General features: G+C 69.3%; 14 protein-coding genes. 9 read left to right on the top strand and 5 right to left on the bottom strand.

The window, feature by feature from the left end; translation table 11 throughout:
• The 4 genes from AVR91_RS44110 to AVR91_RS40555 form a co-directional block, all read right to left on the bottom strand.
• Window positions 1–1118, bottom strand: a 1118-nt coding sequence (locus AVR91_RS44110) for an AAA family ATPase (RefSeq protein WP_228709474.1), incomplete at its 3' end; no start/stop codon positions are given.
• A 219-nt stretch (window positions 1119–1337) separates the two neighbouring features.
• Window positions 1338–2297 carry a CDP-diacylglycerol--serine O-phosphatidyltransferase gene (pssA, locus tag AVR91_RS40570; RefSeq protein ID WP_016337613.1) on the bottom strand — a complete coding sequence of 320 codons (960 nt, stop codon included), beginning with the start codon at window positions 2295–2297 and terminating at the stop codon, window positions 1338–1340.
• A gap of 3 nt (window positions 2298–2300) precedes the next feature.
• Window positions 2301–3029, bottom strand: a complete 729-nt coding sequence (locus tag AVR91_RS40565; RefSeq protein ID WP_016337612.1) for a phosphatidylserine decarboxylase — start codon at window positions 3027–3029, stop codon at window positions 2301–2303.
• Between the two features lie 478 nt (window positions 3030–3507).
• Window positions 3508–3789 carry a GlsB/YeaQ/YmgE family stress response membrane protein gene (locus AVR91_RS40555; protein ID WP_063277727.1) on the bottom strand — a complete coding sequence of 94 codons (282 nt, stop codon included), beginning with the start codon at window positions 3787–3789 and terminating at the stop codon, window positions 3508–3510.
• 119 nt (window positions 3790–3908) lie between these two features.
• Between AVR91_RS40555 and AVR91_RS40550 the strand changes: the two genes are divergently transcribed.
• The 6 genes from AVR91_RS40550 (at window position 3909) to AVR91_RS40525 (ending at window position 7710) form a co-directional block, all read left to right on the top strand.
• Window positions 3909–4274 (top strand): hypothetical protein, encoded by a 366-nt coding sequence (locus AVR91_RS40550; RefSeq protein WP_063277726.1) that lies wholly within the window; start codon window positions 3909–3911, stop codon window positions 4272–4274.
• A gap of 28 nt (window positions 4275–4302) precedes the next feature.
• Entirely contained in the window at window positions 4303–4965 is a 663-nt protein-coding gene (locus tag AVR91_RS40545) for a hypothetical protein (RefSeq protein ID WP_063277725.1), read from the top strand.
• A 15-nt stretch (window positions 4966–4980) separates the two neighbouring features.
• On the top strand, window positions 4981–5418 hold the full coding sequence (locus AVR91_RS40540; RefSeq protein WP_063277724.1) for a YbaB/EbfC family nucleoid-associated protein: 438 nt from the start codon (window positions 4981–4983) through the stop codon (window positions 5416–5418).
• Window positions 5415–5819 (top strand): hypothetical protein, encoded by a 405-nt coding sequence (locus tag AVR91_RS40535; protein ID WP_063277723.1) that lies wholly within the window; start codon window positions 5415–5417, stop codon window positions 5817–5819. Before AVR91_RS40540 ends, AVR91_RS40535 begins: the two co-directional genes overlap by 4 nt.
• An 86-nt stretch (window positions 5820–5905) precedes the next feature.
• Window positions 5906–6469 (top strand): winged helix-turn-helix domain-containing protein, encoded by a 564-nt coding sequence (locus AVR91_RS40530; protein ID WP_063277722.1) that lies wholly within the window; start codon window positions 5906–5908, stop codon window positions 6467–6469.
• A complete protein-coding gene (locus AVR91_RS40525) occupies window positions 6466–7710 on the top strand; it encodes an MFS transporter (RefSeq protein ID WP_063277721.1) in 1245 nt (414 codons plus the stop codon). Before AVR91_RS40530 ends, AVR91_RS40525 begins: the two co-directional genes overlap by 4 nt.
• Window positions 7711–7797: 87 nt before the next feature.
• Here AVR91_RS40525 and moeA read toward each other — a convergent pair whose 3' ends face one another.
• The gene (moeA, locus tag AVR91_RS40520) at window positions 7798–8991 is read right to left on the bottom strand and encodes a molybdopterin molybdotransferase MoeA (protein ID WP_063277720.1); all 1194 of its coding nucleotides are present in this window, start codon (window positions 8989–8991) and stop codon (window positions 7798–7800) included.
• A 74-nt stretch (window positions 8992–9065) separates the two neighbouring features.
• Here moeA and AVR91_RS40515 point away from each other — a divergent pair, with 74 nt between their 5' ends.
• From AVR91_RS40515 to AVR91_RS40505, 3 genes are all read left to right on the top strand, one after another.
• A complete protein-coding gene (locus AVR91_RS40515; protein WP_037335581.1) occupies window positions 9066–9743 on the top strand; it encodes a TIGR00266 family protein in 678 nt (225 codons plus the stop codon).
• Between the two features lie 4 nt (window positions 9744–9747).
• A complete protein-coding gene (locus tag AVR91_RS40510; protein WP_063277719.1) occupies window positions 9748–10371 on the top strand; it encodes an AIM24 family protein in 624 nt (207 codons plus the stop codon).
• A gap of 114 nt (window positions 10372–10485) precedes the next feature.
• Window positions 10486–10638 (top strand): cold-shock protein (locus tag AVR91_RS40505; RefSeq protein ID WP_076857547.1); only part of this gene is annotated, 153 nt, incomplete at its 3' end.

Here is a 10638-nt window from a genome sequence, read left to right as displayed (position 1 = left end):
CCCTTGCTGCGCAAGGCCTTGCGCAGGTCCTCGAGGACCACCGTCGCGAGCGGCGGCGGCTGGGACGCGGGCAGCAACGCGTCGATGTCGGTGATCAGCAGGACAGCCGGGTCTTCGTCGCGGGTGGCCTGCTCGATCGCTTCACGCAACCGCGCGGCGGCGACGTTCGGTTCGAGGACGGCGATGTTCGGCGCGGCGAGCGACACCACCCGCACCTTCTCGGCCTGTGCCACGGCGCGGACGAGCGTCGCCTTGCCGACGCCTTCCGGCCCGGACAGCAGGACCCCGAGGTGCGCCGACGTCCCGAGCTTCGCCAGCAGCTCCGGGCGGTGGAAGGCCAGGTCGAACCATTCGGCGAGTTTGCGCGCGGCGGTCTCGGAACCGGCGAGATCCGAGAGCGGCGGCACGGATTCCTCGGCGACCTCGTCGATCCGCTCGTCTTCGACGATCTCCGCGTCGATGAAATCCTCGTGGGGAGTGGCAGGTGTGCTGCGCACCAGCGTCGTCCCGGCGCGGGCGGGGGCGGCGGCGGGTTCGGCCTCGCCGGTGCGGGCGCCGTCGCGCCAGCTGACCACAGTGGACGGTCCGACGGCGACCGGCCCCGATGGTTCGGTGGCGGTGACGGTGAGCAGCTCGTTCGTCCACGTCATGCCGATGGCGCGGGAAAGCTGGCCGCGGACCGCGGAGACGTCGGACCCCGGCGCGGGCGCGAGATCCTGGGGGAGCAGGGAAACGGCGTCGCCGACGGTCAGCACCTTGCCGATCAGGGCGAGCCGCAGGGTGTGCGGGGAGAGCGACACGCTCGCGATACGCGAGCCCGCCACGGTGACCGTCTTCGCGGCCGACACCTCCGCGGGCGCGACGACCACTTCCGAGCCTTCGGTCACGCCGAGGTTCGACATCGTGACGTCGTCGAGGAGGATCACGCCCGGGATCCCCTCGCCGTCCGACGGGGCGGCCAGCGCGGAGCTGACCCGCGCGCCGGTGACACGGACGGCGTCCCAGGCCATCAGGCCGAGCGCGTCGAGGACTTCGGGGTGCAGCCGGACGACGCCGCGGCGGGAGTCCAGTGCGGACGGGGTGTGCCGGACGGTCAGCGTGATCTGGGGTGCGCTCACCCCGCCACCCTATCCAGCCGCCGCGCGGCGAGCNNAGGGGGCCTTCATGTACTTCAAGACGGTCTGTCCCCAAGTTGTCCACAGGCTCACCCGCTTGTGGACAACTCCCGCCTTCGGCCCCCGATTCCCCCGGTCCCGTCGGACACCCCCGGTACGCTGGGCGCGGGGCCGTCCCCCAGGGACGGGCGGGGGCTGGGAGTGGGCGGTATGGGCGCGGAATCAGCGTTTCCGCAGGCCGATGCGGCGCCATGAGCGGCGTCGCGCGCCCCGGTCCTTGTCGGTCGAGATGGTGCGCGGAGCGCGCGCGACGTGCTGTTCGCCCCGCTGCAGCCGCACACGCTGAGCGGCGCCCGCCACCACGCGCCGCAGCGGCGGCCGCAGGCCGAGACGGCGGCGGCTCGAAGAACGCCGGATCGCGCGCCGTTCCCGCGGCGGCGCCATCCACGCCTCCGGATGGTTCGCCAGCCAGCGGTGCCGGTACACCGAGTACGGGATGTGCGCCAGGTACAGGATCAGCGCGATCGCCAGCGCCACCAGCGGGAACTGGATGATCGCGGCGGCCAGCAGGCCCACCCCGACCAGCAGCGGCGCGATCGCCTTGGGCGGCGCCTTCACCGTCTTCAGCGAAAGCGTCGGGATCCGGCTGATCAGCAACGCGGCGACGGCGATCGTCCACACCCACACCACGTACTGGTGCGACCACCAGCCCTGCCCGAACTGCAGCTCCAGGATCAGCGGCAGCATCGCCAGCAGACCACCGGCGGGCGCGGGCACACCGACGAAGAACTCGCCCGCGTACGGCGGCTGCTCGGTGTCCTCGATCAGCGTGTTGAACCGCGCCAGCCGCAGGATCATGCAGACCGCGAAGATCAGCGACGCCACCCAGCCGATCCGCTCGCCCTCCGCGTGCCAGACGTACAGCACCAGCGCGGGCGCGACACCGAACGAGATGCCGTCGGACAGCGAGTCGAGCTCCTGCCCCATCTTCGACGTCGCGTCCAGCAGCCGCGCGATCCGGCCGTCGAGACTGTCGAGCACCGCGGCGATCCCGATCGACGCGATCGCCATCGGATAGTTGCCGATCAGCGCGAACTGCACCGACGACAGACCGGCGCACAGGGCGAGCACCGTGATGGCGTTCGGCAGCAGCCGCACGCCGGGAGTGGTCACGCGGACCATGGATCAGCCTTCCGGGTGCGGCGCCGTGGGCAGCTCGGCGATCGGCGTCTCGCCGCCGATCGTGCGCTGGCCCTTCGAGACGAGGACCTTGCTGCCCGGCGGCAGGTACAGGTCGACTCGCGAGCCGAAGCGGATGATGCCGTACGTCGCGCCGACGCCGACCTTGTCACCCTCGCGGATCTCACAGAGGATGCGCCGGGCCACCAGCCCCGCGATCTGCACCACGACGAGCTCGTGGCCGTCGTCGGTGCGCATGAGCACGGAGTTGCGCTCGTTGTCGTCGCTCGCCTTGTCCAGGTCGGCCGACAGGAACTTCCCGGGCCGGTACGCGACCCGCTCGATCACACCGGAGGCCGGGACCCGCTGGACGTGCACGTCGAACACCGACAGGAACACGCTCACCCGCATCCGCGGTTCGGCGGGCAGCCCCAGCTCGGGCGGCGGCACGGCCTCTTCGATCAGCGAGACCAGACCGTCCGCCGACGCGACCGCGAGGCCGGACTGGGCGGGCGGGACCCGCTTGGGCTCACGGAAGAACGCGGCCGTGGCGGCCGTCGCGAGCGCGCCGACGACGCCCAGGCGCTTGGAGAACCTCCGCAGCACCAGCGTCGCGGCGAGACCGCCGAACACGAACGGCCTGCCGGCCGGGTGCATCGGCGGAACGGTCTCGCGGGCCAGCTTCACGGCGTGCGCGAGGGGATTACCAGTGGCTTCCGGCCGGTTGCCGCTCATTGGTCGGGTTCACCGCAGTTCGTGTCGGGGGGTCGGGACAGGAAGAGCCACCACGCTACCGCCCTGTCCGGAGCCGGGCCGTGGCCTCCCCCGGAAGGGTTTCCCCGCGCCGGGTGGGAGGGACCACATCCCGGTAACGGAAGGTCGAAATATGCGATAACTCTAGGTAATTGACGCCGATAGCAGACCTTGAAGGACTCTCGAATGCCCGCCAGCCCGGACCCCGCAGGCGAGCGACTCGCCGAGTTGTTCCGCGCCTGGAAGAGGGACATTTCGGCGGCGCCGATGCCTCCGCTCGTCGACCCCGTCCGCGCCGCCTCGATCATCGCCGAGGCACGCGCGTCCGGATGCATATGCCCCCCGACGGCACATGCACCCGGACGCGGCCACTGGAACCGAGCGAACATCCCACTTTAGTTCGCCGCGCGCGGTTGATCACCGCTCGCGAGAAAACCGTTACCAACGGTTACTCCGTTGATCACCGCCGATACGAGTCGCTCCGCCCGGAGCCGCGCACCAGCCGCAGCAGGGCGAGCAGCACGATCGAACCGAGGATGGCGACGCCGAAGCTGGGGAAGTCGAACTCGAAGGTCCGTTCGGTGCCGGTGGCGAGCCGGTAGATGAAACCGCCCAGCGCCGCGCCCAGCACGCCGATCAGGATGCTGAACAGCCAGCCGCCGCGCCGGTCCGGGCCGCCCACCACGACATTGGCCAGCCAGCCGGCGATGGCGCCGAACACGATCCACGAGAAGAAACCCATGTCATCGAGGTTACGTGGCGGGAAGTGTGACTTGGCTCACGACGTGTGCCAAGGTGAGTGACGGGACCCGCCGGCTGCTGGGGTCTCCGGTGAAGTCGCGCGCCAGGGGAGGAAGCTCGATGAGCCCGAACGGTTACGGTCTCGATCCGGACGAGATCCCGCGTTTGAAGAAGATCCTCGAAGGCGCGAGTGACGCGCTGGGGATGAACGACTTCGAGCAGCGGGCGACCCTGGAGGGTTTTCTCACCGTCCAGTCGGTCAGCGCCTACGAGAACGTCGAGGAGACGGTCGAGGAGAAAGTCCTCAAGCTCTCCGAATTCTGCAACACCAAATACCCGGGGGTCGTCTCGGCTATGGAGAAATTCATCGCCCGCGCGCATGTCACGATCATCGGCACCGCGGAGGGCGTGTCGAAGGCGGGGGAGAAGTACCAGGCCACGGAGGACGAGGTCGAAAAGTGGATGAAGGACCACGAACCGAAGTAACGGCCGTCCGAGTGCTTAGGGGGAGATCATGAAGCTGAAGGACCTGATCGACGAGGGTGTCCTGGCCGACGCGCGTAAGATCGACAGTTTCGCCAAGGAACACGGCAAGTCGATTCCCTCCGTCGAGAACACGTTGCGCCTGGTCCGGGACATCGACACCGATCGGCTGCGCACTGTCGGCCAGGATGTGTGGGGAGTCGGCGGAGAGGGTGGTGCCAACCTGGTCGGCAAATCCTTCGACGCGTGCGTCGCCGAACTCTCCAAAGCCAACGAGCAGAGCGCCGCGTGGACCGGTGACGCGAACAATGCCTACGTCAAACGGGTGAACAAGACCAAAGGCGCCATCACCGGGATGGAAGACCCGGCCAAGGACGTGGGCAAGTCGCTGGTGGCCATCGCCGACGCCTGGGATCAGATCTTCGGCAGCAGCTTCGCCGACATCCTCGCGATCATCGGCCTCGCCCTGTCGATCATCGGGGTCATCGTCGCGGTCATCGTCGAGATCGTCGCGGGCTGGACCGGCATCGGTGCCGTCATCGGGCTCATCATCGGAGTCTTGAGCATCCTGGTCGGTGCCGTGTCGATCTGGTGGACCATGCACAGCAACGAGCAGGCCAAGATCGAGGCGCTGACCGAAGCGTCGGTGCAGGCGACCGAAACGATGAACTCGGCCAACACCAGTGCTCCCTGATCGGAGGATGAGATCATGACCGATCCGCAGGACGGCATCGAAACCGCCGAGCTGATGAAGAGCCGCCTCGGCAAGATCAAGGACAATCCGGAACTCGCGCTGTTCAGCGACTTCAAAGGGACGTCGAGGAGCGGAGCGGTCACCGCGTCGGTCGATCTGCTCGGCAGGCTCAAACGCGTCCACATCAAACCCGGTTCCCTGTACGAGGGTGCGGAGCAATGGCTCACCGACGAGATCTCGAGCGCCTACGAGGCCGCGCGTAAGGCGGCGAACTTCCTCGACTTCGATGTCGCCGAGTTCGCCGCCGAACTCGAGAACACTCCGGAGCTCAAACGCAAGGTCGAACAGAACATCTCAGAACGCGCTCCGGCGAGCAGGCGGGAACGTGAGCGAAGGGAGCCCGTGGGCGACGACGAGTGGTTCGAGGGCGGCCCGCTCGGTAATCAGCGATGAAACCGGAGAAACCCGAGCCGTCCGAAATCCTCGTCCATTCGGACAACTACACCGTCGAAGTCCCCGGCGGCGGTTCGTCGCGACGGCGTGGCCGTAACCCGGCGCGCGTCGTGGTCGTGCTTGTCTTCGGCTGGACCATCGCGATCCTCGTCGCCGTCGTGACAGCGGGGATCATCGGATTCTTCGAAGTCCAGCGCGCCTGCGTAAGAGGTCTCGGCGACGCCGGCACGAGTACGGCCGAGGTCACCTTCGGGTCCGCGATCGCCGTCACCTGCCGCACCCCGGACGACACCATCGTCATCCCGATGAACGGCGCCGCCGCCACCGTCCTGTTCGGCGGCTTCGGGCTCCTCGTCCTCCTGCTCCTCATGGCCGCCTACGCCGCGTTCCGCTCCCGCTAGCCGTCCTCGAGCCAGAGGTCCAATGCCGACGGCATATGCACAAGAGACATTGCGCAAGAACCCTTGTGCAACTACTGTTGTGCGTTATGGCCGATCGCGAAGTCCACGAAGTCCACGATTCGAAGGTGCTCGCCGCGATGTCGCATCCGCTGCGGCGCCGCCTGCTCGACGTCCTCCGCCTCGACGGCCCGTCCACGGCTTCCGTGCTCGCCGAACGGACCGGGCAGGCGGTCGGGAACGTCAGTCATCACCTGAAGGTGCTGGCCGCCAGCGATCTGGTCGAGGAGGCACCGGAACTCGCCCGCGACCGCCGCGAGCGCTGGTGGCGCCGCGTGGGCTACGCGGTTTCCTGGTCGCCTTCGGACTTCCCCGACGACCCGGTCGCGGCCGCCGCCGAATCCCTCGCCCTCGAACGCCAGGTTTCCATGGCGCGCCAATGGTTCGCCGAACGCGAGACCTATCCGGAGGAATGGCATCGCGCCGCCTTCGCCACCGACAGCTGGGCGAAGATGTCGGTCGCCGAGCTGGCCGAGCTCGAACAGAAGGTCCACGAGCTGATCAAGTCCTACAGCGGCCGCGAGATCCCGGACGACGGCCAGGAACGCCGCCCCGTCTTCATCGCCACCCGCGCCGTCCCGGCCCGCCCGTGACCACCCGCGAACGCGGCGGACTGCTGCGATCGAGAGATTTCCGGCTGCTGTGGACCGGCGAGACGACCAGCGTGCTCGGCAGTTCCATCGCCGTCGTCGCGCTGCCGCTCGTCGCGGTGGTCACCGTGGGGGCGAGCACGTTCGCGGTCGGGCTGCTGACCGCGGCCGCCTGGCTGCCGTGGCTGCTGATCGGCCTGCCCGCCGGCGCCTGGGTCGACAGACGGCCGAAACGCCCGGTCATGCTGGTGTGCAACGGCATTTCCATGCTGGTGTTCCTGAGCGTCCCGGTCGCGGCGTGGGCCGGCCTGCTCACCATGACCCAGCTGATCGTCGTCGCCTTCGCGGGCGGCGTCGCGAAGGTGTTCTTCAACGTCGCGTATCGCGCGTACTTGCCTTCGCTGATCGACAAGGACCAACTGCAGGAGGCCAACGAAAAGCTGCAGGGCAGCGAATCCGCCGCGCAGATCGGCGGACCCGGGCTCGCCGGGCTCTTGGCGCACTGGTTCGGCGCCGTCGCCGGGGTGTTCGCCGACGCCGTCAGTTTCGGGATCTCCGTGCTGTGCCTGCGATCCATCCGCCACCGGGAGCCCGAACGCCCGGCGAAGACGCGTTCGCGGCTGCGTGACGATATCCGCGACGGCCTCGTTTTCGTCGTCCACGACCCGTATTTACGCGTCTTGGCGGTCTTCGGCGCGATCTCGAACGTCGCGCTCATGGGCTACCAGTCGATCGAGGTCGTGTTCCTGGTCCGCGATCTCGGCGTCGGCGAGGGCACCGCCGGGCTCGTGCTCGCGCTCGTCGGCGCGGGCGGCGTGTTCGGTGCCGCGCTGTCGGGCAAACTCGCCGCCCGGATCGGCACCGCGCGGGCCTTCGTGCTCTGCGAGGCGTTCGGCGCGCTGATGATGCTGCTCGGCCCGCTGGCGAACGGCGGCTGGGGGCTCGCTTTCTTCGTCGCCGCGGGGTTCTCGGTCAGCGCGGGCGTCGTCGGCTCGAACGTCCTCAACGCCACCTTCCGGCAGCGCTACGTCCCGGCGGCGATGTTCGGCCGGGTCACCGCGAGCTCGTCCGTGCTCAGCTTCGGCGCGGTCGCGCTCGGCGGCCTGCTCGGCGGGATCCTCGGCGAGACGGCGGGCGTGCGGCAGACGCTGGGCTTGATGGCCGGGCTCGAGGTGGTCGCCGTCTTCGTCCTGCTGTTCACCCCGGTCGGCCGCTGCCGCGACTTCCCGACGGATCGCGTTTAGGCCGTGTCTCTCGAAGCGCGCACGCGTGTCCTCGCCTGACCTGCCCACTTCAGTTCGGGAGACACCCTTCAGCCCGCTAAACGCAGGTCAGAGCAGGAGGACGTCCACCTCGTCGCCCTGCTCGACCGAGTCCACGTCCTCCGGCAGCACGATCAGGCAGTTCGCCTGCGTGAACGACGCCAGCAGATGCGAGCCCGGCCCGCCGCGCGGACCGACGATCCCGGTGACCTCGCCTTCGGAATGCGTGTAGAAGCCCCGCCGGAACTGGCGCCGTCCGGCGGGGGAGGTCATCGCCTCGGTCAGCCGGGCCCGCACCCGCTGCCGGTCGACCCCCGTGTGTCCCATCGCCGCGAGCAACGCCGGCCGCAGGAACGCTTCGAAGGACACGAGCACGCTCACCGGATTGCCCGGCAGCGTCACCACCGGCACGCCGTTCCAGCGTCCGCAGCCCTGCGGCCCGCCCGGCTGCATCGCGACCTTCCGGAACTCCACGCCCTGCCCGGTCAGCGCGTCCTTCACCACTTCGTACGCCCCCGCGCTCACCCCGCCCGACGTCACCAGCAGATCGGCCTCCGCCAGCCGCGGCTCGATCACCGCGCGGAACTCGTCCACGTCGTCGACCACGCTGCGCACGACCTCGGCCTCACAGCCGAGCGCACGGATCGCCGACGCCAGCATGATGCTGTTCGACTCGTAGATCTGCCCGTGCCGCAAGGGTTCCGGCGCGTCGACGAGTTCGGTCCCGGTCGACACCACGAGCACCTTCAGCGGCCGGTACACCGGAACCTCGGCGAGCCCGACGGCCGCCGCCAGCCCCAGCTGCGCCGGGCCCAGCACCGTTCCCGCCGAAAGCGCCACGGTGCCCTCGACGACGTCTTCGCCTCGACGCCGGATATGCGCGCCCAGGACAGCCGTCCTGAGAATCCGGACGTCCGTCACGCCGCCGTCCGTGTGCTCCACCATCACCACCGCGTCGGCACCGGGCGGCAGCGGGGCACCGGTCATGATCCGGTGCGCGGTGCCCGGCTCCAGCTTCGTGCTGTCGACCCGGCCCGCGGGGATGTCCTCGGCGACCGGCAACGTCACGGGTGCCTCCGCGACGTCTTCGGCGCGGACGGCGTAACCGTCCATCGCGGAATTGTCGAACGGCGGCAGCGAAACCCCCGCGCGCACGTCCTCGGCGAGCACGAGCCCGGCGGCGGAGGCGAGCGGAAGGCGGATGACGGGGGCGTTTCCGAGCAGGCCGGTGACGGTCTCACGGTGGGCGTCGACGGAGATCACCGGACCATCCTCCCGCCTCGGGCCCCGCATGCAAGACTCTGCGCGTCACAACGACCATCCGGGGAGAAGAAGACATGCAGGTTCAGATCCGTCACCAGCCATCGTTCGCGGTGGCGAGGCTCATCCTCGCCCCGGGCGAGCCGGCGCAGGTCGAGTCGGGCGCGATGATGGCGACGAGTTACGGCGTGCAGGTCCAGTCCCAGGCGCAGGGCGGCATCATGAAGGGCCTCGGTCGCGCCTTCCTCTCCGGCGAATCCTTCTTCATCTCCACCTACACCGCCCCGCAGAACGGCGGCTGGGTCGACGTCGCCGCGAACCTGCCGGGCGACATGCAGATCATCAACCTCGACGGCCGCACCGGCTGGTGCGTCACCCGCGGTTCGTGGCTCGCGTCCTCCCACGGCGTGCAGACCGAGACCAAATGGGGCGGGCTCAAGAACCTCGTCGGCGGCGAGGGCGGCTTCCTGACGCACGCGACGGGACAGGGCCCGCTCGTCGTGGCCTGCTACGGCGCGCTGGAGACGGTGACCCTGCAGCAGGGCGAGGTGATCACCATCGACACCGGGCACGTCGTCGCGTTCGCCGACACCGTGCAGTACCAGATCCGCAAGGTCGCCACCGGCGTCATCCAGTCGATGAAGAGCGGCGAAGGCCTCGTCTTCGACTTCGCCGGGCCTGGCCAGCTGCTCACCCAGACCCGCAACCCGTCGGCGCTGTCCGCCTGGGTGATCGCCCAGGTCCCCTCCCGCTGACCGCATGCGGGTCCAGACGAGGCACACCCCGAACTTCGGGGTCGCACGCGTGCTGCTGTCCCCCGGCGAAGCCGTCCAGGCCGCCGGGGACACCATGCTGGCCAGCAGTTTCGGCATCACCGAAACCGTCCCGTCCCGCGGCGGCTCGCGGGCGGGCAAGGCCGCCCCGTCGGTGTTCAACGCACCGGAGGGCGGCGGCTGGATCGACTTCGCGCCGCTGGCCGCCGGCGACGTCTACCCGCTGGAGTTCAACGGCGGCGGGGGCTGGTGCGTGAGCCGGGACGCGATCCTCGCCCGGCCGGCGACCGTCCGGCACGATCCCGGCTGGGCGCCGCTGCAGAAGCTCTTCGGCGCCGATTCCGGTTTCCTGGAGCACTACAGCGGAAGCGGTCCGCTCGTACTGGCCGCGCAGGGCCCGGTCGACGCCTTCGAACTCACCGCGGGCGAACTCGTCACCGTGCGGCCGGACTTCCTGCTGGCCTATCCGGACACCGTGCAGTGCCGTCTCCGCGCGGTCGACCAGTCCGGCCCGCAGTCGGTCCGCACCGGCGAAGGGCTCGCGCTGGACTTCGCGGGACCAGGACGCGTCCTCGTGCAAGCGCGCAATAGGCGGCTTTCTCGCGGATGACCTTGGGACGAATTGAGCATTGCCGACGCCGGTAATTCGGGTAGCGTGAACTGCACTCGAAACCGCCGGCCGGGGCAGAGAAGGCCGACGGATCCTGTGCTGAGGGAGTGCGCCGTGGCAGTCGGCACCGTCAAGTGGTTCAACTCGGAAAAGGGCTACGGATTCATCGAATCCACCGAAGGGCCCGACGTCTTCGTCCACTACTCGGCCATTCAGGCCGACGGATTCCGGACGCTCGACGAGGGTGATCGCGTGGAATTCGAAGTC

This window comes from Amycolatopsis keratiniphila subsp. keratiniphila (assembly GCF_001620365.2).
Classification (GTDB): Bacteria; Actinomycetota; Actinomycetes; order Mycobacteriales; family Pseudonocardiaceae; genus Amycolatopsis; species Amycolatopsis keratiniphila.
This window is presented reverse-complemented; position numbering and strand designations above follow the sequence as displayed.

What these genes read in the sequence shown, in the direction of transcription:
- pssA (WP_016337613.1), bottom strand. Translation starts at nt 2,297, where the DNA reads ATGGTCCGCGTGACCACTCCCGGCGTGCGGCTGCTGCCGAACGCCATC.
- AVR91_RS40565 (WP_016337612.1), bottom strand. Translation starts at nt 3,029, where the DNA reads ATGAGCGGCAACCGGCCGGAAGCCACTGGTAATCCCCTCGCGCACGCC.
- AVR91_RS40555 (WP_063277727.1), bottom strand. Translation starts at nt 3,789, where the DNA reads ATGGGTTTCTTCTCGTGGATCGTGTTCGGCGCCATCGCCGGCTGGCTG.
- AVR91_RS40550 (WP_063277726.1), top strand. Translation starts at nt 3,909, where the DNA reads ATGAGCCCGAACGGTTACGGTCTCGATCCGGACGAGATCCCGCGTTTG.
- AVR91_RS40545 (WP_063277725.1), top strand. Translation starts at nt 4,303, where the DNA reads ATGAAGCTGAAGGACCTGATCGACGAGGGTGTCCTGGCCGACGCGCGT.
- AVR91_RS40540 (WP_063277724.1), top strand. Translation starts at nt 4,981, where the DNA reads ATGACCGATCCGCAGGACGGCATCGAAACCGCCGAGCTGATGAAGAGC.
- AVR91_RS40535 (WP_063277723.1), top strand. Translation starts at nt 5,415, where the DNA reads ATGAAACCGGAGAAACCCGAGCCGTCCGAAATCCTCGTCCATTCGGAC.
- AVR91_RS40530 (WP_063277722.1), top strand. Translation starts at nt 5,906, where the DNA reads ATGGCCGATCGCGAAGTCCACGAAGTCCACGATTCGAAGGTGCTCGCC.
- AVR91_RS40515 (WP_037335581.1), top strand. Translation starts at nt 9,066, where the DNA reads ATGCAGGTTCAGATCCGTCACCAGCCATCGTTCGCGGTGGCGAGGCTC.
- AVR91_RS40510 (WP_063277719.1), top strand. Translation starts at nt 9,748, where the DNA reads ATGCGGGTCCAGACGAGGCACACCCCGAACTTCGGGGTCGCACGCGTG.